The 22,721-nt window shown below is 72.0% G+C and carries 24 protein-coding genes and 2 pseudogenes; 15 read left to right on the top strand and 11 right to left on the bottom strand.

What is annotated here, in order from left to right; translation table 11 throughout:
- Positions 1–61 precede the first annotated feature (61 nt).
- On the top strand, positions 62–247 hold the full coding sequence (locus ACZ68P_RS05100) for a DUF6104 family protein (protein WP_403288434.1): 186 nt from the start codon (positions 62–64) through the stop codon (positions 245–247).
- A gap of 129 nt (positions 248–376) precedes the next feature.
- On the opposite strand, the gene ACZ68P_RS05095 is transcribed toward ACZ68P_RS05100, so the two are convergent.
- Positions 377–1,192 carry a hypothetical protein gene (locus ACZ68P_RS05095; protein WP_471002796.1) on the bottom strand — a complete coding sequence of 272 codons (816 nt, stop codon included), beginning with the start codon at positions 1,190–1,192 and terminating at the stop codon, positions 377–379.
- Positions 1,193–1,414: 222 nt separating this feature from the next.
- On the opposite strand from ACZ68P_RS05095, the gene ACZ68P_RS05090 reads away from it, so the two are divergent.
- Positions 1,415–2,296, top strand: coding sequence for a DUF4097 family beta strand repeat-containing protein (locus tag ACZ68P_RS05090; RefSeq protein WP_471002794.1), 882 nt, complete (start codon positions 1,415–1,417; stop codon positions 2,294–2,296).
- A 1-nt stretch (position 2,297) separates the two neighbouring features.
- Entirely contained in the window at positions 2,298–3,194 is an 897-nt protein-coding gene (locus ACZ68P_RS05085; protein WP_471002791.1) for a PadR family transcriptional regulator, read from the top strand.
- A 163-nt stretch (positions 3,195–3,357) separates the two neighbouring features.
- Here the strand turns inward: ACZ68P_RS05085 and ACZ68P_RS05080 are convergent, their stop codons facing one another.
- Positions 3,358–4,323 carry a zinc-binding dehydrogenase gene (locus tag ACZ68P_RS05080; RefSeq protein WP_471002788.1) on the bottom strand — a complete coding sequence of 322 codons (966 nt, stop codon included), beginning with the start codon at positions 4,321–4,323 and terminating at the stop codon, positions 3,358–3,360.
- Positions 4,324–4,493: 170 nt separating this feature from the next.
- Positions 4,494–5,702, bottom strand: a complete 1,209-nt coding sequence (locus ACZ68P_RS05075) for an NAD(P)-dependent malic enzyme (protein ID WP_471002785.1) — start codon at positions 5,700–5,702, stop codon at positions 4,494–4,496.
- Positions 5,703–6,237: 535 nt separating this feature from the next.
- Between ACZ68P_RS05075 and ACZ68P_RS05070 the strand changes: the two genes are divergently transcribed.
- Genes ACZ68P_RS05070 through ACZ68P_RS05060 form a run of 3 tightly spaced genes read left to right on the top strand, consistent with a single transcriptional unit; the run spans position 6,238 to position 8,941 of the window.
- A complete protein-coding gene (locus ACZ68P_RS05070; RefSeq protein WP_471002782.1) occupies positions 6,238–7,212 on the top strand; it encodes an ABC transporter substrate-binding protein in 975 nt (324 codons plus the stop codon).
- Positions 7,213–7,241: 29 nt separating this feature from the next.
- A complete protein-coding gene (locus ACZ68P_RS05065) occupies positions 7,242–8,174 on the top strand; it encodes an amino acid ABC transporter permease (RefSeq protein WP_471002779.1) in 933 nt (310 codons plus the stop codon).
- A gap of 5 nt (positions 8,175–8,179) precedes the next feature.
- The gene (locus ACZ68P_RS05060; RefSeq protein ID WP_365721126.1) at positions 8,180–8,941 is read left to right on the top strand and encodes an amino acid ABC transporter ATP-binding protein; all 762 of its coding nucleotides are present in this window, start codon (positions 8,180–8,182) and stop codon (positions 8,939–8,941) included.
- A gap of 80 nt (positions 8,942–9,021) precedes the next feature.
- Here ACZ68P_RS05060 and ACZ68P_RS05055 read toward each other — a convergent pair whose 3' ends face one another.
- Positions 9,022–9,786, bottom strand: coding sequence for a class I SAM-dependent methyltransferase (locus ACZ68P_RS05055; RefSeq protein ID WP_471002775.1), 765 nt, complete (start codon positions 9,784–9,786; stop codon positions 9,022–9,024).
- Positions 9,787–9,881: 95 nt separating this feature from the next.
- Between ACZ68P_RS05055 and ACZ68P_RS05050 the strand changes: the two genes are divergently transcribed.
- Positions 9,882–10,571, top strand: a complete 690-nt coding sequence (locus ACZ68P_RS05050) for a CGNR zinc finger domain-containing protein (protein ID WP_471002772.1) — start codon at positions 9,882–9,884, stop codon at positions 10,569–10,571.
- A 65-nt stretch (positions 10,572–10,636) separates the two neighbouring features.
- On the opposite strand, the pseudogene ACZ68P_RS05045 reads toward ACZ68P_RS05050, so the two are convergent.
- Positions 10,637–10,810 (bottom strand): annotated as a pseudogene (locus tag ACZ68P_RS05045) (S24/S26 family peptidase); the annotation flags it as partial.
- Positions 10,811–11,035: 225 nt separating this feature from the next.
- On the opposite strand from ACZ68P_RS05045, the gene sodN reads away from it, so the two are divergent.
- Entirely contained in the window at positions 11,036–11,431 is a 396-nt protein-coding gene (sodN, locus tag ACZ68P_RS05040; protein ID WP_215065625.1) for a superoxide dismutase, Ni, read from the top strand.
- Positions 11,432–11,526: 95 nt separating this feature from the next.
- Here the strand turns inward: sodN and ACZ68P_RS05035 are convergent, their stop codons facing one another.
- Positions 11,527–12,483 carry a LysR family transcriptional regulator gene (locus ACZ68P_RS05035; protein ID WP_471002769.1) on the bottom strand — a complete coding sequence of 319 codons (957 nt, stop codon included), beginning with the start codon at positions 12,481–12,483 and terminating at the stop codon, positions 11,527–11,529.
- 187 nt (positions 12,484–12,670) lie between these two features.
- Between ACZ68P_RS05035 and snpA the strand changes: the two genes are divergently transcribed.
- On the top strand, positions 12,671–13,333 hold the full coding sequence (gene snpA / locus ACZ68P_RS05030) for a snapalysin (protein WP_365721118.1): 663 nt from the start codon (positions 12,671–12,673) through the stop codon (positions 13,331–13,333).
- A gap of 135 nt (positions 13,334–13,468) precedes the next feature.
- On the opposite strand, the gene ACZ68P_RS05025 is transcribed toward snpA, so the two are convergent.
- Both ACZ68P_RS05025 and ACZ68P_RS05020 read right to left on the bottom strand, forming a co-directional pair.
- Positions 13,469–13,888: a DUF6304 family protein gene (locus ACZ68P_RS05025; RefSeq protein WP_471002765.1), complete on the bottom strand. Its 420-nt coding sequence runs from the start codon at positions 13,886–13,888 to the stop codon at positions 13,469–13,471.
- Positions 13,889–13,930: 42 nt separating this feature from the next.
- Positions 13,931–14,296: a hypothetical protein gene (locus ACZ68P_RS05020; RefSeq protein ID WP_471002762.1), complete on the bottom strand. Its 366-nt coding sequence runs from the start codon at positions 14,294–14,296 to the stop codon at positions 13,931–13,933.
- Between the two features lie 64 nt (positions 14,297–14,360).
- On the opposite strand from ACZ68P_RS05020, the pseudogene ACZ68P_RS05015 reads away from it, so the two are divergent.
- Positions 14,361–14,612: pseudogene (locus ACZ68P_RS05015) on the top strand (hypothetical protein); the annotation flags it as partial.
- On the opposite strand, the gene ACZ68P_RS05010 reads toward ACZ68P_RS05015, so the two are convergent.
- Positions 14,593–15,654 (bottom strand): family 2 encapsulin nanocompartment cargo protein polyprenyl transferase, encoded by a 1,062-nt coding sequence (locus ACZ68P_RS05010; RefSeq protein WP_471002759.1) that lies wholly within the window; start codon positions 15,652–15,654, stop codon positions 14,593–14,595. The pseudogene ACZ68P_RS05015 and the gene ACZ68P_RS05010 overlap by 20 nt on opposite strands.
- A gap of 118 nt (positions 15,655–15,772) precedes the next feature.
- Positions 15,773–17,188 carry a family 2B encapsulin nanocompartment shell protein gene (locus tag ACZ68P_RS05005; RefSeq protein WP_471002756.1) on the bottom strand — a complete coding sequence of 472 codons (1,416 nt, stop codon included), beginning with the start codon at positions 17,186–17,188 and terminating at the stop codon, positions 15,773–15,775.
- A 265-nt stretch (positions 17,189–17,453) separates the two neighbouring features.
- Between ACZ68P_RS05005 and ACZ68P_RS05000 the strand changes: the two genes are divergently transcribed.
- Both ACZ68P_RS05000 and ACZ68P_RS04995 read left to right on the top strand, forming a co-directional pair.
- Positions 17,454–18,044 carry an N-acetylmuramoyl-L-alanine amidase gene (locus tag ACZ68P_RS05000; protein ID WP_471002753.1) on the top strand — a complete coding sequence of 197 codons (591 nt, stop codon included), beginning with the start codon at positions 17,454–17,456 and terminating at the stop codon, positions 18,042–18,044.
- Positions 18,045–18,236: 192 nt separating this feature from the next.
- Positions 18,237–19,136: a 1-aminocyclopropane-1-carboxylate deaminase/D-cysteine desulfhydrase gene (locus tag ACZ68P_RS04995; RefSeq protein WP_471002750.1), complete on the top strand. Its 900-nt coding sequence runs from the start codon at positions 18,237–18,239 to the stop codon at positions 19,134–19,136.
- Positions 19,137–19,150: 14 nt separating this feature from the next.
- Here ACZ68P_RS04995 and ACZ68P_RS04990 read toward each other — a convergent pair whose 3' ends face one another.
- The gene (locus ACZ68P_RS04990) at positions 19,151–20,749 is read right to left on the bottom strand and encodes a Na+/H+ antiporter (protein ID WP_471002747.1); all 1,599 of its coding nucleotides are present in this window, start codon (positions 20,747–20,749) and stop codon (positions 19,151–19,153) included.
- A 40-nt stretch (positions 20,750–20,789) separates the two neighbouring features.
- Here ACZ68P_RS04990 and ACZ68P_RS04985 point away from each other — a divergent pair, with 40 nt between their 5' ends.
- The 3 genes from ACZ68P_RS04985 (at position 20,790) to ACZ68P_RS04975 (ending at position 22,662) form a co-directional block, all read left to right on the top strand.
- Complete coding sequence (locus tag ACZ68P_RS04985) at positions 20,790–21,050, top strand: UBP-type zinc finger domain-containing protein (RefSeq protein ID WP_365722767.1); 261 nt, start codon at positions 20,790–20,792, stop codon at positions 21,048–21,050.
- Positions 21,051–21,310: 260 nt separating this feature from the next.
- Positions 21,311–21,724, top strand: a complete 414-nt coding sequence (locus ACZ68P_RS04980) for an ATP-binding protein (RefSeq protein WP_015036094.1) — start codon at positions 21,311–21,313, stop codon at positions 21,722–21,724.
- Complete coding sequence (locus tag ACZ68P_RS04975) at positions 21,721–22,662, top strand: RNA polymerase sigma factor SigF (protein ID WP_471002743.1); 942 nt, start codon at positions 21,721–21,723, stop codon at positions 22,660–22,662. Before ACZ68P_RS04980 ends, ACZ68P_RS04975 begins: the two co-directional genes overlap by 4 nt.
- The last annotated feature ends 59 nt before the right edge of the window (positions 22,663–22,721 follow it).

The raw sequence follows: 22,721 nt of genomic DNA, 5'->3' as shown, positions 1-22,721 counted from the left end.
GGCTCATCCGTGCCGCTGACGAGCGCGAGGGGCAGGGGAACACACGGCCTATCCTGATCGCATGTACTTCACTGACCGTGGCATCGAGGAACTGGAGAAGCGGCGCGGCGAGGAGGAGGTCTCCTTCGAGTGGCTCGCCGAGCAACTGCGTACGTTCGTGGACCTCAACCCCGACTTCGAGGTGCCGGTCGAGCGCCTGGCGACCTGGCTCGCGCGCCTGGACGACGAGGACGAGGACGACGCGTAGGACGCCTCCCGGGCGGGGAACGACGGACACGCAGGACGCCGGGCCGGCGCGGGAACGACGGACGCGTAGGACCGCACGCGCGCGGAGGACGCCGGGGCCGGCGGGGCCCCACGCCTCAGGCCTCGCGCCTCAGGCCCCGCGGATCCGGTCGTAGGCGAGACCGAGGCCGCCGTGCGCGACGAGCAGTGCCCCTGCCGCGGTCCAGCCGCCACTGCGGCGGGAGAGGCCCCAGACGAGGAGCGGCAGGCCCGCCCCCAGCTGTGCCGCGCCGAGCAGGCGGGCCCTCGGCCCGCGCAGGTAGGGACCGAGACGGCCGTCCTCCACCGCGGCGAGTTCCGCCCGTACGGCTTCGCGCCAGCCGGACCACTCCAGCTCCTCCGCCCCATGGGCGAGGGCGACCGAGCGGAGCCGGTCGGCGCTCTCGCCGGGGGTCAGCCCGGTCGGCAGATCGAGGCCCACGCGCGCGAGGACGGCGGTCAGGCCGACGAGCCTGCTGTGCGCGTCGGCGTCCTTGTCGGGTTCGGTGAGCGGCTCCAGGTCCTGGACGTCCAGGACCGGGTCGAGGGCGAGACGGGCCGCGAAGGTGCGCATGGCCTCGTCCTCGCCGACCGGGGTGCCGGCTGCCAGCCAGGTGTAGCCGACAGTGCGGCGGAACCCCGTGGCCAGGGTGAATCCGGCCCGGTCCGCGTCCCACCAGAGCGCCAGGACGGGCCAGGTGGCGGCGGAGACGGCCAGTGCGGTGGCCCAGCCGGTGACGACCCGGTCCACGGGTTCGCCGCCGTGGAGCCACGGCTTCCCCTCGGGGACGATGACGCTCCAGTCGCTCCCGGCCGGGGAGAGGAGCAGTTCCTCCCGCAGCAGCTGGGCCGGGGGGCGGACCGCCGCGGGCTCGGCACGGCAGAGCAGCAGGGCCCCGACGGGGCGTGCGCCGGATGTCGCGTTCATGGCCCATACGCTAGGTCAATTTATCCCCGTTCGAGGTATTACGGGGGCGCGAGGGCGAGCCGGAGGGCCCCAGCCGCCCCCTGACGGGGTTGACTTCCGGCGACCGCGATATATCGTGTCTTTTCAGAGACGCGATATGTTGCGTCCCGCGTCACCGCGACACGACCGTGCACCGGGCTTCGCGCGTCGCGCACCGCGTCATCGATACGGGAGGTCAGCACCATGACAGAGTGGTCCGTCGCCGAGCCCAGGAAACTCACGCTGCCCGGCCCCGTGACCCGGCTCCGGGTGCGCGTCGTCAACGGCACGGTGAACGTCGTCGGGACCGACGAGGACTCCGCGCGCCTGGAGATCTCCGAGATCGAGGGACCACCCCTGATCGTGACCCAGGACGGCTCGACCCTGACCGTCAGCTATGAGGACCTGCACTGGAAGGGCTTCCTCAAGTGGTTCGACCGCCAGGGCATGCGCCGTAGGGCCGTCGTCTCCGTCGCCGTCCCGGCGGGGGTGGACGTCGAGGTGGGCGTGATCGGCGCCGGTGCGGTGGTCTCCGGCATCCGTGGCCGCACGGACGTCCGCGGTGTCACCGGGGACACCACGCTCGTCGGCCTCTCCGGACCGGTCCAGGCGGAGAGCGTCTCCGGCAGCCTGGAGACGCAGTCGGTCACGGGCGCCCTGCGGATCAACTCGGTGACCGGTGACGTGACCGTCATCGAGGGGGCGGGCGCCTCCGTGAAGGCCGAGACGGTCAGCGGGGACATGGTCCTCGACCTCGACGCCACCGATCCGGCCGCCCCGCCCGCCGACATCCGGCTGGCCAGCGTCTCCGGCGAGATCGCCATCCGGCTCCCCCACCCGGCGGACGCCGAGGTCGAGGCGAGTACGACGAGCGGCGCGGTCTCCAACGGCTTCGACGACCTGCGGATCGGCGGTCAGTGGGGCGCCAAGAGCATCACCGGCACCCTCGGAGCCGGCCGCGGCACGGTCAAGGCGACGACGGTCTCCGGCTCGATCGCCCTGCTGCGCCGCCCGGACCCGGTCGCGTCCGACGATGTCGACGCCGCTCCCCCGTCCGCGTCCGCGCCCTCCGGAAAGGTGCTCTGACATGCCGCCCGTCTTCGCCCACGGCCGACTGCGCCTCTATCTGCTCAAGCTTCTGGACGAGGCCCCCCGCCACGGTTACGAAGTGATCAGGCTCCTCGAGGAGCGCTTCCAGGGCCTGTACGCCCCCTCGGCGGGCACGGTCTATCCGCGCCTGGCCAAGCTGGAGGCCGAGGGTCTCGTCACGCACGCCACCGAGGGCGGCCGCAAGGTCTATTCGATCACCGAAGCGGGCCGGGCCGAGCTGGCCGGCCGCGGCGGCGAACTGACCGACCTGGAGCGGGAGATCCGCGAGTCGGTCTCCGAACTGGCCGCCGAGATCCGGGACGACGTGCGCGGGGCGGCCGGCAAGCTGCGCAGCGAGATGCGCGCGGCGGCGAGCGAGACCCGGCGCCGGGACTCCTCGTTCTCCGACGCCAAGGAGGAGCTGCGCCGCGCCGCGCAGGAGTGGAAGGAGCAGACCCGCCAGGCCCGCGAGGAGGCCCAGTCCGCCCGCCGCGAGGCGAAGGAGTTCCAGCGCATCGCCCGGCAGGTCCAGGAGCAGGTCCAGGACCGGTTCGCCCGCGGCGACTGGCCGACAGGCGTCTGGGAGGGCCTTTCGGACATCACGGCCCAGCTCGGCGGCCTGGTGACGGGGGCGCACCAGAAGGCCGGGGCCCAGAAGCCCGGGACCCCGGAGCAGGCCGCGTCGGAGTGGGCGAAGGACCACACGCCCACCGGCGACCCCGCCCGCGATCTGGACCGGCTCCTCGACCGGTTCCGCGACGACGTCCGCGACGCGGCACGGGACCACGGGGTGAGTCCGGACCAGCTGGCGCAGGCCCGTGGCCACCTCTCGACGGCGGCGGAGCGCATCACCTCGCTGCTCCACCCCGACCGCAAGGACTCGAAGGCGGGCTGAGGAGAGGCCGGAGGCGGCCGGGACGACGGCGGGAGCTGACGGCCCGGAGCTGACGGCCGGAGCGACGGGGGCGACCGGAGCTGACGGGCGAGCCGCGCGGGCGGTTCCGGCCGTCAGCTCCGGCGTACGGAAGAAGGTCCGGCGCCGTCGATCCGGCGGCGCGTCACGAGGTGGTCAGGACGATCTTCCCGAAGAGCTCCCCCGAGGCCATCTTCTCGAAGCCCTCGCGGGCCCGGTCCAGCGGCAGCACGTCGTCGATCACCGGGCGCACGCCCGTGGCCGCGCAGAAGGACAGCAGGTCCTCGAGCTCGTCCTTGGAGCCCATGGTCGAGCCGACGACCTTCAGCTCCAGGAAGAAGATCCGGGTCAGCTCGGCGTGCGCGGGCCGGTCGCCGCTCGTCGCGCCCGAGATCACCAGGGTGCCGCCGGGCTTCAGCGACTTGACCGAGTGCGACCAGGTGGCCGCGCCGACGGTCTCGATGACCGCGTCCACGCGCTTCGGCAGCCGCGCGCCCGGCTCGTACGCCTCCAGGGCGCCGAGCTCGACGGCCCGCTTGCGCTTGGCCTCGTCGCGGCTGGTGGCGAAGACCCGCAGGCCGGCGGCCTTGCCGAGGACGATCGCGGCGGTGGCGACCCCGCCGCCCGCGCCCTGTACGAGGACCGAGTCGCCGGGCCGCACCCCGGCGTTGGTGAAGAGCATGCGGTACGCGGTGAGCCAGGCGGTCGGCAGGCAGGCGGCCTCCTCGAAGGAGAGCTCCGCGGGCTTGGGCAGCACGTTCCAGGAGGGGACGGTGACCCGCTCGGCGAAGGTGCCCTGGTAGCGCTCGGTCAGGATCGAGCGGGGCTCGTCGGGCCCGACGCCGTGACCGGTCTGGCCGATCACCGAGTGCAGGACCACCTCGTTGCCCTGCTCGTCGAGGCCCGCCGCGTCGCAGCCGAGGATCATCGGCAGCTTCTCCTCGGGGAGCCCCACCCCTCGCAACGACCAGAGGTCGTGGTGGTTGAGCGAGGCGGCTTTCACGGTGACGGTGGTCCAGCCGGGGCGGGCCTGGGGCTCGGGACGTTCGCCGAGCTCGAGTCCGTTCAGCGGCTGGTCGCGGTCGATGCGGGCGGCGTAGGCAGCGAACATGACCTTGAGCGTAGGGTCAGCGGCTCCGTGACGGAACCTCACCCCGGTGTGACGCATGTCCCTGGCGGCGGCCCTCAGGGCCGTCCCGGCGGCGCCTCCCGGACACGCGGAAGGGCCCCGTCCTCGAAAGGAACGGGACCCCTCTCACACCCCTCGTGTGTAGCGCCGCGTCAGCGGCGCGCCACGCCCTCGGCACGGGCGGCGGCCGCCACCGCGGCCGTTACCGCCGGGGCGACGCGCTCGTCGAACGGCGACGGGATCACGTAGTCGGCGGCGAGCTGCTCGCCGACCACGTCCGCCAGCGCGTTCGCCGCGGCGATCTTCATGCCCTCGGTGATCCGGGAGGCCCGGACCTGCAGGGCGCCCGCGAAGATGCCCGGGAAGGCGAGCACGTTGTTGATCTGGTTCGGGTAGTCCGAACGGCCGGTCGCCACGACGGACGCGTACTTGTGCGCGACGTCGGGGTGGACCTCCGGGTTCGGGTTGGCCATGGCGAACACGAAGGCGTTCGGGGCCATCGAGGCGACCGCGGCCTCCGGGACCGTACCGCCGGAGACGCCGATGAAGACGTCGGCGCCGGCCAGGGCGGCCTCCAGGGAGCCGCTGATGCCGGCCTTGTTGGTGATCTCCGCGAGCTCGCGCTTGACCGGCGTGAGGTCGTCACGGTCACGGCTGACGACGCCCTTGCGGTCCGCGACGGCCACGTCGCCGAGCCCCGCCTCCAGCAGGAACTTGGCGATGGCGACCCCGGCCGCGCCGGCGCCCGAGATGACTCCGCGCAGGTCCCCGAGGGTCCGGCCGGTCAGCTTCGCGGCGTTGCGGAGCGCGGCGAGGGTGACGACGGCGGTGCCGTGCTGGTCGTCGTGGAAGACGGGGATGTCGAGACGCTCCTGGAGCTTGCGCTCGATCTCGAAGCACCGCGGCGCGGAGATGTCCTCCAGGTTCACCCCACCGAAGGACGGGGCGAGCCGGACGACGGTCTCCACGATCTCGTCGGTGTCGGTGGTGGCGAGCGCGATCGGCACCGCGTCCACGCCTCCGAACTGCTTGAAGAGGATGGCTTTCCCCTCCATGACCGGAAGCGATGCTTCCGGGCCGATGTCGCCGAGTCCGAGCACTGCCGTTCCGTCGGTCACGACCGCGACGACCTGCGACTTCCAGGTGTAGTCGTGGACCAGCTCCGGCTGCTCGGCAATCGCGGTGCACACCTTGGCGACGCCGGGCGTGTACGCGAGGGACAGGTCGTCCTTGTCCCGGAGCGGCACGGTGGCCGAAATGGCCATCTTGCCGCCGCGGTGCAGCGCGAAGGCCGGATCGAACGGCTCGTCCTGAGCCCCTTCCGGACTGTCGCTGCGAGGGTTGACGATCTCCGCTGCCATTGGGTTGACCCCTTAAGTCTTCATCATTTGAGGGTGGCCGCTCCTGGTTGAGGAGGGGTGGGCGGGTCCCGCGGCCACCGTGTCTGGCAGCCGCGCGGGCGCGCCGCACAACGCGCCCTGAGCCCCGGATGAGGGGTGTAAGGATCCTTCTTACCGGACAGACGGCACCGCGGACGAGTCCAAATTGGAGCGGTGATGCGACTCATACGGCCGTATCGTCACCTTGTCTTGGGTGGACACATCACCCAATGTCCTGACTGATACCCGAGGGCGCTCAATCGCGCGCTTCGTGTCGTCCGAATGGCGAGATCAACCGGAGATTTTCCGGTCTGCCACACGTATCCCCGGAGAAGGTCCGGCCCTGTCGGACCGGCCCGTCCGGGTTCGGGGGTCACCCGTTATCCGATTTTGACATGCGGGGCCGCCTGTTTGGGGCGGTCCGAATGGCAAGATGCCGTAATCACACGAGGTCGCGACACCCGAAGGTGCGTGCGCGGCCTATGGCAACTCCCTCACACGCCGGAGGAACCCGACCATGACCGCACGCTCCACGCGCTGTACGACCGCTGCCAAGACCCGCACCTCCCGTCTTGCCGCGGTCGCCGCCATCGCGGTCGCCGGCTCCATGCTGCTGACCGCCTGTGGAGACCAGACCGAGGGCGCGAAGACCCCGGAGGCCAGCGCCACCGGTGGCGCCTCCAAGGCTCCGCTCTTCGCGAAGCTGCCCGCCGACGTCCAGAAGGCCGGCGTCATCAAGGTCGGCACGGACGCCACCTACGCCCCGATGGAGTTCAAGAAGGGCGCGGAGATCGTCGGCGTCGACCCCGACATCGCCGCGGCGCTCTCGAAGCAGCTCGGCGTGAAGTTCGAATTCACCAGCGGCACCTTCGACACCCTGCTCACGGCCCTTCCGACCGGTCGTACGGACATCGTGATGTCCTCGATGACCGACACCAAGGCCCGCCAGGAGGGCCTGGACGACAAGGGCCAGAAGACCGGTACCGGTGTCGACTTCGTCGACTACTTCACCGCCTCCACCGGCATCCTGGTGAAGAAGGGCAACCCGGAGAACATCAAGTCGCTCGACGACCTGTGCGGCAAGAAGCTGGCCGTGCAGCGCGGGACGACGTACGAGCAGGCCGCCAAGGACCTGGCCGAGAAGTGCAAGAAGGACGGCAAGCCCGCCCTCACCTTCGAGTCCTTCCCGACCGACGCCGAGGCCCAGACCCGTGTCAAGGCGGGCGGCGCCGTCGCCGACCTGAACGACTCCCCGGTCGCCGCGTACATCGCGCAGACCGCGGGCGGCGGCAACGACTTCGAGGCCATCGCCAACAAGACGGACGCCGGCCTCTTCGGCATCGCGGTCGACAAGAAGAACACGCAGCTGCGCGACGCCCTGAAGGAAGCCCTGGACGCGATCATCAAGGACGGCACGTACAAGGCCGCCCTCGACAAGTGGAACGCCGGTGACGGCGCCATCCCCGCAGCCAAGATCAACGGCGGCTCCTGACCCCCACGCACCACTGAAGGGCAGTCGCTGTGACTGACAAGCTCGACAAGGTTCCCGCCGGGGCGTCGCCCGCCCCGGCCGGGATCCCCCCGGAGGCCATCAAGGCCATTCCGGTCCGCCACTACGGCCGCTGGGTCGCCGGCGTCGTGGTCGTCGCCCTGCTCGTCCTGCTCGCGTTCGCCTTCTCTCAGGGCGACGTGCGCTGGGCGACGGTGCCGGAGAAGCTGTTCGACCCCAGCATCCTGGAGGGCCTGGGGAACACGATCCTCATCAGCGTCGCCTCCATGGCGCTGGGCCTGGTGCTGGGTGTCCTCTTCGCCGTCATGCGGCTCTCGAAGAACCCCGTGACCAGCACCGTCGCCTGGCTCTACATCTGGGTCTTCCGCGGCACGCCGGTCTATGTGCAGCTGCTGATCTGGTTCAACCTCGCCCTGATCTTCCCGATCTTCAACATCGGGTTCTACAAGGACGAGATGACCGATGTCATGACCCCCTTCCTGGCCGCCCTGCTGGGTCTCGGCCTCAACGAGGGCGCGTACATGGCGGAGATCGTCCGGGCCGGCATCCAGTCGGTCGACGAGGGCCAGACGGAGGCGTCGCACGCGCTGGGCATGAGCCAGGCCAAGACCATGCGGCGCGTCGTGCTCCCGCAGTCGATGCGGGTGATCATCCCGCCGACCGGCAACGAGTTCATCAACATGCTGAAGACCTCGTCGCTTGTCGTGGCCGTGCAGTACCCGGATCTGCTCCGCGCCTCGCAGGACATCGCGTCGACCTCGTTCGCGGTGATGGAGATGTTCTTCGTCGCCTCGATCTGGTACCTGATCCTGACCTCGGTGTTCAGCGTGGGCCAGTTCTACCTGGAGCGGCACTACGCGCGCGGTTCGCTGCGCTCCCTGCCGCCCACGCCGTGGCAGAAGGTCAAGGCGAACCTGGTCTCCCTCTCCAACTGGCGGCGGTGAAACACATGACGGCAATGGTGAAGGCCGAGGGCGTCCACAAGTCCTACGGTGCCGCCCACATCCTCAAGGGCATCGACCTCGAGGTGAACAACGGCGAGGTGTTCTGCCTGATCGGCCCGTCCGGGTCCGGCAAGTCCACCTTCCTGCGGTGCATCAACCACCTGGAGAAGATCAACTCGGGTCGGCTGTACGTCGACGGCGAGCTGGTGGGCTACCGCCAGAAGGGCGACAAGCTCTACGAGCTGAAGGACAGCGAGGTCGCAGCCCAGCGCCGTGACATCGGCATGGTCTTCCAGCGCTTCAACCTGTTCCCGCACATGACGGCCCTGGGCAATGTCATGGAGGCGCCGATCCAGGTGAAGGGCGAGTCGAGGGCGGTGGCCCGCGAGCGGGCCGAGCGCCTGCTCGACCGTGTCGGCCTGGCCGACAAGGCCGGGAGCTACCCCGCGCAGCTCTCCGGCGGCCAGCAGCAGCGCGTCGCCATCGCCCGCGCGCTGGCGATGGAGCCGAAGCTGATGCTCTTCGACGAGCCGACCTCGGCGCTCGACCCGGAGCTGGTGGGTGACGTCCTGGATGTCATGCGCGACCTCGCCGAGTCGGGCATGACGATGGTGGTCGTCACCCACGAGATGGGCTTCGCCCGCGAGGTGGGCGACTCGCTCGTCTTCATGGACGGCGGCGTCGTGGTCGAGTCCGGCCACCCGCGCGAGGTCCTGGGCAACCCGCAGCACGACCGGACGAAGGCGTTCCTGTCCAAGGTGCTGTAGGCGGTACGACGGGAAGGGGCGGTACGGATGCCCGTACCGCCCCTTCCCGTGCGTCCGGGCCGGCTCCCGTGCGGTGGGGCCTACCGCACCGCGAGGACGAGGGTGTCGGACGGCGAGGCCCAGACCGGCCGGGCCTCGGCGAAGCCAGCAGCGCGCAGGATCTCGGCATGACGGCGGGCGGAGGGCATGTCGCCGTCGGCGTGCTCGCCGTAGATCTCGAAACGGCGCGCGGTGGGCCCGGCGAGGACCGGGTCCGCGGCGGCCAGCGCCCACCACTGCGCCCAGTCGAGGGCGCCCTCGGCCCTGGCGCGGTCCATGGCGGCGTGACGATGGGCGCGCTCGGCGGCGTTGATGCGCGGCGTGGTCTCGTCGATCATGTGGTCGGCGTTCATGAAGACGCCGCCGTCGCGGACGAGACCGGCGAGCTGCCCGTACAGCGTGGTGAGCGGCCCGGTGTGCAGCCAGTGCAGCGCCGTGGCGGTGAGCACGGCGTCGTACGCGTCGTACGGGAGCCGTGTCACCCATTCCGGGTCCTTGAGGTCGGCGGTGACGAAGGTGGCGCGCGCCTCTCCGGCGAAGTACCCCTCGGCGATGGCGAGCAGCGCGGGATCGAGGTCGACGCCGGTGCTGACCGCCTTCGGGAACCTCTGGAGGAGCCTGTCCGTGATACTCCCTGTACCGCACGCCAGGTCCAGGACGCGGGGCTCCGGTCCCACCACGGCCTCGACCATGTCGAGCATCACGCGGAACCGCTCCTCGCGGTCCGGCATGTACCACTCCTGCTGACGGTCCCAGCTGCGCTGCCAGGCCGCCCAGTCGGTTCCGGTCGTCGCCGCGTCCGTCATCCCCGAACCTCACCCTCTTCGTAATACCCTCGAAGGGGAAACAGCTGTTACCCCCTGACGCCATCGACCCTAGAACGCCGGAGTAAGGACTACAAGTGGAACTGGCCTATTACTCGGACTACGCCGTGCGTCTGGTCAACACCGAGGAGCCGGCGCGCGGCAAGGACGCGCTCACCTCCGTCGAGGCGGTCCGCGAGCTGTTCGGCGCGGCGTCGCAGATGGCCCGGCGGACGACGGACGCGGACGTGACGCGCTTCCGGTCGGTGCGCGCCCGGCTGCGGGCGGTCTTCACCGCGGCCGACGAGGGCGACCACACCCAGGCGGTGGACCTGCTGAACTCCCTGCTCCTGGAGTTCCCGGTGAGCCCGCAGATCTCCGGGCACGACTACCTCGACGACGAGGGGCGGCCGCGCTGGCACATGCATCTCGCCGACCACCCGTCGAACGCGACGGCGGGCTACGCGGCGATCGCGGCTATGGGTCTCGCCTTTCACCTGACGGAGTTCGGTGCCGACCGGCTCGGCCTGTGTCAGGCCGGGCCGTGCCGCAACGCCTATCTCGACACCTCGACCAACCGCTCGCGCCGCTACTGCTCGGACCGCTGCGCGACCCGGGCCAACGTCGCCGCCTACCGGGCCCGCAAGCGCCTGGAGGCCGAACGGTCCGACCGCGAGGACGCCGCGGACCGGGACGACCCGGTCGAGGCCACCGGCCTGACCGCCGAGAACAGCCAGGCGAGCAGCACGGCCGGCGACCGCCGGCGGCCGGGCGTCACCGGGCGGTAGCGTGCCCTCACCCGGCCGAGCACCATCTCGGCGGGTACGACCCCGAAGACCCGGCTGTCGCCCTCGGCACCGGGGTTGTCGCCGAGTACCCACCAGCCGGCGTCCCGTCGCTCGATCAGACGTTTCACGATGAGCAGGTCCTGCTGGAGCGGGTGGCGCAGCACGGCCACGCTCCCGGGGCGCGGCAGGGCGCCGTAGTGCACCAGCAGCCGGTCGCCGTGCAGCAGCGTGGGCACCATGGACACCCCCGTCACCTCGGCGATCCCGAACAGGGGGCCCGACCCCCTCCCCGGCTCCCGCCCCGTTTCCGTCATCCGGCACCTCCCGGTCCGATCGTCCACTCGTACACGAGTCCCATGGTGACCCTGGACTTTTGTCCTAAGCCCCAGGGGGCGCTCGCGAAAACAGGCTTCTCGGGGAGTAATCTCCCACCTGAGAAGACGATCACGAGGAAGGACAGCTGCATGCTTTCCCGCCTGTTTGCCCCCAAGGTGAAGGTCAGCGCCCACTGCGACCTCCCCTGCGGTGTCTACGACCCGGCCCAGGCCCGGATCGAGGCCGAGTCGGTCAAGGCCGTTCAGGAGAAGTACCAGGCCAACGAGGACGCGCACTTCCGCGCCCGCGCCACGGTCATCAAGGAGCAGCGCGCGGAGCTCGCCAAGCACCACGTCTCGGTGCTGTGGAGCGACTACTTCAAGCCCCCGCACTTCGAGAAGTACCCGGAGCTGCACCAGCTCATCAACGACACCCTGAAGGCCCTCTCGGCCGCCAAGGCGTCGACGGACCCGAAGACGGGCGAGAAGGCTCTCGAGCTCATCGCCGAGATCGACCGTATCTTCTGGGAGACGAAGAAGGCCTGACCTTCCTCCTTGCGCGTACGGCCCGAAGGGGCCCGCCCGGCGACCCCGGGCGGGCCCCTTCGGCGCGCGGCCTCGGCCTCGGACCCGTCAGGCCGTCAGGCCGTCATCACGCAGGGCCCCACGGACATCCCGTGCCGCCGCAGCCACCGCCGGTACGGTGCCGCCCGCAGCGCCGCCTCCCGGTAGGCCGCCGCGAGGTCCGCGTACAACGGGTCGAGTGAAAGCCCGGGACGGGCGTACAGCAGCAGGCGGACGCCCAGCGGGTCGTCCCGCAGCGGGCGGATCGCCATGTCCTCCCGCGGGCCCGACGTGGGCTGACAGGGCGCCACGGCCTCACCGAGGACGATGAGGGAGGCCGCCGTGTGGTAGTCGCCGTGCAGCAGCGGCGGGTCGATGCCGGCCTCGTGCAGCACCCGGCGCAGCCCGTCCCATTCGCCGTCCACGGTCGGATCGACCATCCACCGGTCCTGGGCGAGGTCGCTCAGCTCCACCACCGCCCGCCCGGCCGCCGGGTGGTCCCGGGCCATGGAGACGAACTGGGGCTCCCGTTCGACCAGGACCCGCGCCTGGAGGCCCTCCGGCACCCGCAGCGGGCACCCCTCCACCTCGTGGACGAAGGCGACGTCCAGCTGGCCGTTCGCGACCGCGCGCAGCAGGGCGTTGGCGGAGACGTCCATGTGGAGCGCGATGTCGGTCCCGGGGCTCCCCTGGCGCAGCCGGCGCAGCCAGCCCGGGAGTGCCCGGCTGGCGGTCGACCCGACCCGTAACAGCGGCCCGTCGGCGCGGGCCGCCGCCGCCCTGGTCTCGCTGATCAGCGCGGCCATCTGGTCGACCAGCGGGCGGGCCCTGCTCAGGACGGACCGGCCCAGGGGTGTGGGCCGGCAGCCGGTGCGGCCCCGGGAGAAGAGCTCGGCCCCCAGGGCGTTCTCGATCCGGCGCAGCTGGGTGGTCAACGAGGGCTGGCTCATGCCCAGTTGGCGCGCCGCCTTGTGCAGGCTCCCGGTGTCCGCGATGGCGCAGAGCGCGCGCAGATGCCTCACCTCCAGCTCCATGCCCCGAGGGTAGGACGGCGTCCCGAGTCGCACCAGACACCCGTGTCACACCAATTCGCTTATGTGCCAAGGTGGTTGGGGCTCACGGCACGGGGGTGATGCGTTCGGGCTATCGGGGGCTGCCATCATCCGCGGCGGCCCCGGCTCCCCCGACACTCTCCCCAACCGACCAGGAGGAGCCCCCCCCATGAGACACCCCAAGGTCCTCACCGCCTCGCTCGCCGCGACCCTCGGTCTCGGCCTCGCCGCCGCACTCGGAGCCGCCCCCACCGCCTCCGCCACCACGCTCGCCGCTCCCGCCGCCGCGGCCCCGGCCGGGTACGCGGCCTACGCGGGATCCGCCGAGGACGCCAAGGCCAACAAGGCGTTCTTCGACGCCGTCGTGAAGTCGGTGGCGAAGAAGCGGGCCGCCGCCCCGGGCGCGGCCGCCGTCACCGTCGTGTACAGCGCCGCCAACGCTCCCTCGTTCCGGACCCAGATCGCCCGGAGCACCCAGATATGGAACAGCTCCGTGGTCAACGTCCGGCTGGTGGAGGGCAGCAACCCCGACTTCCGCTACTACGAGGGCAACGACTCCCGCGGTTCGTACGCCAGCACGGACGGCCACGGCAGCGGCTACATCTTCCTCGACTACCGCCAGAACCAGCAGTACAACTCCACCCGTGTCACCGCCCATGAGACGGGACACGTCCTCGGGCTGCCGGACCACTACTCCGGTCCGTGCAGCGAGCTGATGTCCGGCGGCGGTCCCGGCACCTCGTGCCAGAACGCGCAGCCGAACTCCCAGGAACGCGCCCGCGTCGACCAGCTGTGGCGCTACGGCCTGGCGTCGGCTTTCAAGACCCCCTGATCCTCCCCGCTCACGCCGGCGGCACCGACCCGCTCGCGTGACGCACCCGAGGGCCACCGACGGCGGAGCCGCCGTCGGCGGCCCTCTTCGGTGACCGCCCTGCGGGTCGACCGGCGGGACGAACCGTGGGCCCGGTCAGGCGGCCTGCAGCGGGCGGCGGCCGAAGGCGGCCCCGTCGGGCAGCTGGCGCCTGACCCGGTCGAGGGCCTCCTCGAAGTCACCGCCGGCGATGCCGGATTCGTAGGCGGCGCCGCCGTGGTGCAGGGTCAGGCTGAGGTCCACGCGTTCCCCGAGGGTCAGCAGGCAGCCGAGCGTGGCCTGCTCGGTGACCCCGTCCAGGACCACGGGGAGGGGGAGGTCCCATTCCAGGACGCACCCGGTGAGCGCCTCGCCGTTCCCGTCGGCCGCGCGCAGCGCGCCGAAGCTCTCGCCCGTGTACGCGATACCCCTGATGCGGGTGGACACCTGACGGCCGTCCACCGTGATGACGATCGCTTCCGCGCCGCCGCGGTCCCGGTACCAGCCGGTCCAGACTTCTGTCGACTCCGATGACATGCGCGGACTGTAGCGGTATGACCGGCTCCGCCGCGCGGCCGGTCACCCAGGGGCCGGACTTCTCCCGGTCTCGCCGTTCTTGCCGGTCACCTGCGTGGTAGTGGCTTCCGTGCCGCCCGGCCCGTCGTCGTCCTCGCCGGGGCCGCGCTGCCCGGAGGGCGACTCGGCGCCCTGGGGCCGGCCGGCGCCTTCGGCGTCCTCCCGCTCGGCCTCGGGCGGCAGGGAGCCATCCGCCTTGCGCCCGAAGAGCGCGCAGTCCGGGTAGGGGCACGGCCGCGCCTCCCAGAGCGGCACCCAGGCCCCCAGGACCTTGTGCCGTCTGGCGACCGTACCGACGGACCGTCCGCACGCCGGGCAGACCGGCTCGGCTTGTGGATCGTGACCGGTGTGACGTCCCTCCGTGCCCATACCTCCAGGGTAGGGCGCCCCCCTTGTCACCGCTTCCTGGTGTACGTCCGCCGGAGCACGCCGCCCGGGGCTGCGCGCCCGGTTCACCGCGGTCCCGCGCTCGGACCGGGACGAGGACATCCGCGTCCATCCGGCCGCGGGGATGCCGGGCGACGCCGAGTCGGTCCGGCCGCTCCACCTCGCGCCGACCGGACTCCTCCCGGACCACCTCGCGGCCCGGCCTGCGGGACGACCGGGAGCGGGAGGAGCTGATCGGGACGGTCGTCACCAGGATCGTGCCGGAGGACCGGCCGCCGTCACCTCGTCCGGCGGGTGACGAACTCCGCCAGGGCCAGCAGATCCCCGGCCGCCGACAGATCCGGCACCGCACGGGCCAGCTGCTGCACGGCCCGGGCCATCCGGTCGGCGGCCTGGGCCTGCGCCCAGTCCCGGCCGCCCGCCCGCTCGACCGCGTCCGCCGCCGCCCGCACCGCCGGACCGTCGAGCACGGGACGGGCGTAGAGAGCGGCCAGCTCCTCGCCGGCCGCCGTCCCCGAGGCGAGCGCCGCCACCACCGGCAGCGACTTCTTGCGGGCGACGAGATCGGCGCCGGCGGGCTTGCCCGTACGGTCCGGGTCGCCCCAGATCCCCATCAGATCGTCGATCAGCTGGAAGGCGAGCCCGGCCTCCCGGCCGAACGCGTCCATCGCCGCGACCTCCTCCTCTCCCGCACCGGCGTAGAGGGCGCCCACCGCGCAGGAGCAGCCCAGCAGGGCTCCCGTTTTGGCCGTGGCCATCGCCAGACACTCGTCCAGGGACACCTCGTGCGGGGCGCGCTGCTCGAAGGCGCAGTCGGCCTGCTGGCCGGCACACAGCTCGATGACACAGGCGGCGAGCCGGGCCGACGCCGCGGCGGACGCCGGATGGCCGTCCTCGGCGAGCAGGCGCAGAGCCAGGGCGAGCATGGCGTCCCCGGCGATCAGCGCGTCCGGGATCCCGAACACGGTCCACGCCGTGGGCCGGTGCCGCCGGGTCGGGTCCTCGTCCACGATGTCGTCGTGGAGCAGGGTGAAGTTGTGGGCGAGCTCCACCGCGGCCGCCGCCCGCACCGCCGGGGCGGGGTTTCCGCCGAACGCCCGGACGGCGGCGAGCACGAGCGCCGGCCGGATCGCCTTGCCCGCCTGCTCGGCGGCCGGCGTGCCGTCGGCGTGCTCCCAGCCGAGGTGGTACATCGCCACGCGCCGTATCGAGCCGGGCAACGTCTCCACGGTCGAGCGCAGTTGGGGATGGACGGCGGTCCTGGTCTGGTCGAGGAACGCCGCGGCGTCCTGGCCGTCGTCCGTCGTGGCCTCCGCGCTGGTCGTCGTGGTCACGGTCACCTTCCCTGTCTGTGTGGCTCGGTTCTCTCCCTCGGCCGCGCCGGCGTCCCCCTCAGGCCGCGGCCCGTGGCTTCGGGGACGGCCCGGGGGCGGGGCGCGGGGCCCCGCCCTCACGGGGTCAGCGCCAGCGGCTGACCTCCACGTTCTCCAGGACGCCGAGGGCGTCCGGCACGAGCACCGCGGCGGAGTAGTAGGCGGTGACCAGGTAGGAGATGATCGCCTGCTCGTCGATGCCCATGAAGCGGACCGACAGGCTCGGCTCGATCTCGTCCGGGATGCCCGACTGCTGGAGGCCGATCACGCCCTGGTCCGCCTCACCCGTACGCATGCAGATGATCGACGTGGTCCGGGCGTCGGAGACCGGGATCTTGTTGCAGGGGTAGATCGGGACCCCGCGCCAGGTCGGGATGCGGTTGCCGTTGATGTCGATGGACTCGGGGACCAGGCCCCGGCGGTTGCACTCACGCCCGAAGGCGGCGATGGCACGCGGGTGGGCGAGGAACATCTTGGAGCCGCGGCGGCGCGAGAGCAGCTCGTCCATGTCGTCCGGGCTGGGCACGCCGTCGTGGGGCTGGAGCCGCTGCCCGTAGTCGCAGTTGGAGAGGAGGCCGAACTCCCGGTTGTTGATCAGCTCGTGCTCCTGGCGCTCGCGGAGCGCCTCGACGGTGAGCCGCAACTGCTGCTCGGTCTGGTTCATCGGCTGGTTGTAGAGATCGGCGACCCGGCTGTGGACCTTCAGCACGGTCTGGGCGACCGACAGTTCGTACTCGCGGGGCGAGGCGTCGTAGTCCACGTACGTGTGGGGGACGACGGCCTCGCCGACGTGGCCTGCGGAGAGGTCGATCGCGGCCTCGCCGTACTTGTTGGTCCGCTGGTGGGGCAGCGCGGCCACCGCGGCGAGGTGGGCGGCGAGCGAGGTGGCGCGGTCGGCGAGGTTGCGCACGTCGTCACGGGTGAGTTCGAGGACGGTGCACGCGGTGGCCGCGCGGGCGCTCCACTCCCAGGAAGCGCCCTCGTGGGTCAGCGCCCCGTCCCCGAAGTAGGCGCCGTCGGCGAGGACGCCGAGGATCGCCTCGTCGCCGTAGGGGCCCTCGCCCAGCTGCTCGACCTTGCCGTGAGCCAGCAGGAACACCCGGTCGGCGGGCTCGCCCGCTGTGGCGATCACCTCGCCGGCCGCGAACTCCCGCTGCCGGCAGCGCGCCGCCAGCTCCGCGAGGGCCTCCTCGTCGCCGTATCCGCGCAGGGCGGGGAGTTCACCGAGCTCGGCGGGGATGACCGCGACGCGCTCGCCGGTCTGCACGAACGTGACCCGCCCGTCCCCCACGGAATAGCTGAGCCTCCGGTTCACCCGGTACGTACCGCCCTGGACCTGCACCCACGGCAGCATCCGCAGCAGCCACCGGGAGGTGATCTCCTGCATCTGCGGAGCCGACTTGGTGGTGGTCGCCAGGTTCCGCGCGGCGGCGGTACCGAGACTCTGCTGCGGACCTGCCTGATCCACGCGGACCTCGTCGCCAACCGAACCAACGGACATGGAACTCCCTCTCGTATGACCGACCTGCGAGAGGAAGCCTTTCAGCACGGAGAGTGTCCGCGCCATTACACAAATGAGTGGGCATGGACCGGCGCCGACTGGGCATGTCCCCTGATTCCACTCGAACAGCCCCGCCCCCGTCAGCCCCATGGCCCCCTGTCCGGATCGGCTCGCACACGGCCCGAACGGATGGTGCGGAGCAGAACGCTCCGGTACTCCGGTACCAGCGTCTCCTCCCGTTCCGCTCTTCCGAAGGAGCCGGTCCATGGCACCACCCCTGTCCGCGAGCAGATTCCTCGCCGCGCTGCGCCACGAGGGCTGCTCGGTCGTCGAGGTCGGCGACTGGAGAACCCACAACCGCAACCACAAGGGCCCCTGGGGCCCCGTCCACGGCGTGATGATCCACCACACCGTCACCCGCGGCACCGCGAACACGGTCCGGCTCTGCCGCGACGGTCACGCCTCGCTGCCGGGCCCCCTCTGCCACGGCGTGATCGCCAAGGACGGCACCGTCCACCTGGTCGGATACGGGCGCGCGAACCACGCGGGCGCCGGGGACGACGAGGTCCTCCGGGCGGTCATCGCCGAGCATCGCCTGCCGCCGGACAACGAGGCCACCGTCGACGGCAACCGCCACTTCTACGGCTTCGAGTGCGAGAACCTCGGCGACGGGAAGGACCCGTGGCCGAAGGTGCAGCTGGAGGCCATCGAGAAGGCGGCGGCCGCGATCTGCCGGGCCCACGGCTGGAACCAGCGCTCCGTCATCGGGCACCTGGAGTGGCAGCCGGGGAAGGTGGACCCGCGGGGCTTCACGATGGCGTCGATGCGGGCCCGGATCGGCGACCGCCTCAGGTAGCGGCCCGGGGAAGGGCCCGGTTGGCGGGGCAGGCCCCGGGTGCGGGGCAGGCTCCGGGCGGCGGGGCGGCGAACGCCCGGACCGCTGCCGGAGCCGGTCCACGTCCAGACCCGACCGGTGCCCGGACCCGGAACCGGCCCGGTCCCGACCGTTGCCGGAGGACCGACGGCGGCCGCGGGGGACAATGACCGGGTGAACGCGTTCGACCTCGCCCTCGCCCGGTTGCGGCCGCGGCTCCCGTCCCCGCTGGAGCCGGTCGAGGACGAGCGTTTCACCCGCCGCGGCCTGCGGCTGCTCCTCAAACGGGACGATCTGATCCACCCGGATCTGCCGGGCAACAAGTGGCGCAAGCTCGCGCTCAACCTGCGGGCGGCGGACGGCCGCCCGGTCCTCACCTTCGGCGGCGCGTACTCCCACCACCTGCGCGCGACGGCCGCCGCCGGCCGGCTGCTCGGCTTCGCCACGACCGGCGTCGTCCGCGGGGACGAGCTGGCCGGAAGGCCGCTGAATCCCTCGCTCGCCGCCTGCGTGACGGACGGCATGCGCCTGGTGTTCGTGGACCGCTCCACGTACCGCGCGAAGAACGACCCCGGGGTGCGGGCGGCGCTGCTCGCCGACGCCCCCGCCGGGACGTACGTGATCCCGGAGGGCGGCAGCAACGGCCTCGCCGCCGAGGGGTGCGCGGAACTGGGCCGCGAGCTGGCGGGGGCGGCGGACGTGGTGGCCGTGGCCTGCGGCACGGGAGGCACCCTCGCGGGCCTGGCGGGCGGCCTCGCGCCCGGGCAGCGGGCGATCGGCGTGCCGGTCCTCAAGGGCGGTTTCCTGGGCGCGGAGGTAGCCGCCCTGCAACGGGCCGCGTTCGGCGGCCCACGGGGCGACTGGAGCCTCGACGACCGCTTCCACTGCGGCGGCTACGCCCGTACGAGCCCCGCTCTGGAGGCGTTCGCGGCGGACTTCGAGGCGCGGCATGAACTCGCCATCGAGCGACTCTATGTCGCCAAAATGCTGCACGGGCTCGTGACACTGGCCGAGGAGGGCGCGTTCGCCCCGGGGACGCGGATCGCGGCGGTGATCACGGGCGCGCCGTCCTGAGGGCGGACGGCGCCTCAGGCCGTCTCCTCGCGGTAGGCGGCCGCCTCCTCCAGGTCCAGGCGGCGCAGCAGGGTGCGCATCATCTCGTCGTCGATGCGGCGCTCGTCGCGGAGCCGGACGAAGACCGCGCGTTCGGCGTCGATCATCTCGCCCGCCAGCCTCCGGTAGGTGTCGTCCGCCGTCTCTCCGGTGACGTCGTTGACCGCCCCGAGCCGCTCCCACACCGCGTTGCGGCGGCGCTCCAGGACGGTGCGGAGCCGGTCGGCGAGCGGCTGGGGCAGGGTGTTGGCCTCGTCGGCGAGGAGCTGGTCGAGGCGTTCCTCGGCGGCCCGCGACGCCTCGCTCTGCGCCTGGGCCTCGGCGAGGGTCTCGGCGTGCGTGTCGCGTCCGGGCAGCTTCAGCAGCCGGATCAGCGGCGGCAGGGTCAGGCCCTGCACCACGAGCGTCCCGATGACGGTGGTGAAGGTGAGGAAGAGGACCAGGTTCCGGGCGGGGAACTCGACGCCGCCGGTCATCACCGGGATCGAGAAGGCGATGGCGAGCGAGACCACGCCCCGCATGCCGGCCCAGCCCACGATCAGCGGCGCCTTCCAGTCCACTCCCGGCTCGCGTTCGCGGATGCGCTCGGACATCCAGCGCGGCAGGAAGGTGGCCGGGTAGACCCAGACGAAGCGGACCACCACCACGGCCACGAAGACGCCCACGGCGTACCCGGCAGCCTCGCCGATCCCGTACCGCCCGAGGCCCTGGACGACGTACGGCAGCTGCAGGCCGATCAGCGCGAAGACCGAGGACTCCAGGATGAAGGCGACCATCTTCCACACCGCCTCCTCCTGGAGGCGGGTGGCGAAGTCGACCTGCCAGTTGCGGTGGCCGAGGAAGAGGCCGACGACGACCACGGCGAGGACTCCGGAGGCGCCGACCTCCTCCGCCGCCGCGTAGGCGACGAAGGGGATGAGCAGGGAGAGGGTGTTCTGGAGCAGGGCCTGGCCGTCCAGGCAGCAGCGCAGCCAGTGGATGGGGACCATGAGCACCAGCCCGACCCCGATCCCGCCGACCGCCGCGAGGCCGAACTCGCCGATCCCGCCGGCCCAGCTGACGCCCTCGCCCACCGCGGCGGCGAGGGCGACCTTGAAGGCCGTGATGGCGGTGGCGTCGTTCACCAGGGACTCGCCCTGGAGGATCGTGGTGATCCGGTTCGGCAGCCCCAGCTTGCGGGCGATCGCGGTCGCGGCGACGGCGTCCGGGGGCGCGATGACCGCGCCGAGGACCAGGGCGGCGGTCAGGGGCAGATCGGGTACCAGGACGTACGCGAGCCAGCCGACCGCGACGGTCGCGAAGAGGACGTACCCCACGGAGAGCAGGGCGACGGGCCGGATGTTGGCCCGCAGGTCGAGGTACGAGGACTCCACCGCGGCCGTGTAGAGGAGGGGCGGCAGGATCAGCGGCAGCACGATGTGCGGGTCGAGGGTGTAGTCGGGTACGCCCGGGACGTACGAGGCGGCGAGGCCGGCCGCCACCAGGAGCAGCGGAGCCGGCACCGGCGTCCTGCGGGCGACGCCCGCCACCGCCGCACTCGCCGCGACCAGTCCCACCAGCTGCAGAGCGTCCATGTCCCGTCCCCGTCCCTGTCCAGCACGTAACCTGGCCATCATGAGCGAGTGTCCCCACGTTGCCGAAATGCCGCGCCCCGAGCCCGTGCCGCTGACCGACACCTGCCCGGAGTGCCTGTCGGACGGGACGCACCCGGTGCAGCTGCGGATCTGCCTGAGCTGCGGGCACGTCGGGTGCTGCGACTCCTCCGCGGGGCGGCACGCCACGGGGCACTTCTCGGCGACCGGCCACCCGGTGATGCGGACCTTCGAGCCGAACGAGCGCTGGCGGTGGTGCTTCGTGGACGGTTCGATCGTCTGACGGCTGGGTACGTCACCCCTCCGCGGCCGATGGGCCGCCGACCGTTCGCAATTGGGCCGCGCAGACCTCTGGCCACACCCTGTCCCCGTGGCGTTACCATGAGTGACAGGCGTGGTGGGGGGCCTTGCGGGGCCCACGGCGACACGGCGGCACGGATCGCGATAGCGTCACGGCGGACTGCGCAACCGACTGCGTACCGCCCGGTTCGGGGGGCTTTCTCCCCGGGCCCCGAATGAGCTTGTGCCACCTTGGAGGTGAGGGTGTCCCAGATCGCAGGCGAGCCCGGGACCCAGGACTTCGTGGAAGTCCGGCTGCCCGCTGCGGGTGCCTACCTGTCCGTGCTGCGTACGGCCACGGCCGGCCTCGCGGCGCGCTTGGACTTCACCCTCGACGAGATCGAGGACTTGCGGATCGCGGTCGACGAGGCGTGCGCGATCCTGCTCCAGCAGGCCGTGCCGGGGTCCGTCCTCAGCTGTGTCTTCCGACTGGTGGACGACTCGCTCGACGTGACCGTCTCGGCCCCGACGACGGACGGGCGGGCGCCGGAGCGGGACACCTTCGCGTGGACCGTCTTGTCCGCGCTTGCCGGGAAGGTCGAGTCGTCCGTGGCGGAGGACCGGACGGTCTCCATCAGCCTGTACAAACAGCGCGGCGCGGGGCCAGGCCCGGCGTGAGGAGCGGGGACGCGACGGCCGGCTTCCCTGAGCAGCAGGCGCGGCCGCATCCGGAGGTCGAGGTCGAGGTCGCTACGGAGCAGGCGGTCCACATGAGCGAGCACGAGCAGCACAGCAGGGTTCCCGAGACGGCGGAGGCGCCCACGGTCACGGCGGAGACGGAGCCGCCGCGGCTTCCGGACCCGCACGACCGGAGCGGTGCGCGGGCCCTCTTCATCGAGCTGCGCACGCTGCCGGAGGGATCCGCGGAGAAGGCGGAGCTGCGCAACCGGCTGGTGCGGATGCACCTGCCGCTGGTGGAGCACCTGGCCCGGCGGTTCCGCAACCGCGGCGAGCCGCTGGACGACCTGACGCAGGTCGCGACCATCGGTCTGATCAAGTCGGTGGACCGCTTCGACCCGGAGCGGGGCGTCGAGTTCTCGACGTACGCGACCCCGACGGTCGTCGGCGAGATCAAGCGGCACTTCCGTGACAAGGGCTGGGCGGTCAGGGTGCCGCGCCGCCTCCAGGAGCTGCGCCTCTCCCTGACGACGGCGACGGCGGAGCTGTCCCAGCAGCACGGCCGCTCGCCGACGGTGCACGAGCTGGCGGAGCGCCTCGGGATCTCGGAGGAGGAGGTCCTGGAGGGCCTGGAGTCGGCCAACGCCTACTCCACGCTCTCGCTGGACGTCCCGGACACGGACGACGAGTCCCCTGCGGTCGCGGACACCCTGGGCGCGGAGGACGAGGCCCTGGAGGGCGTCGAGTACCGCGAGTCCCTCAAGCCGCTCCTGGAGGACCTGCCGCCGCGCGAGAAGCGGATCCTGCTGCTTCGGTTCTTCGGGAACATGACCCAGTCGCAGATCGCGCAGGAGGTCGGCATCTCCCAGATGCACGTGTCCCGGCTCCTCGCCCGCACGCTGGCCCAGCTCCGGGAGAAGCTCCTCGTGGAGGAGTAGGAGCACGAACGGCGAGCGGCGGCGCCCCCCGAGGGGGCGCCGCCGCTCGCCTTCTCATG

Source organism: Streptomyces sp. NPDC036822, assembly GCF_055609145.1.
Note: the sequence above shows the minus strand (reverse complement) of the source record. Positions and strands in the feature narration are given on the sequence as shown.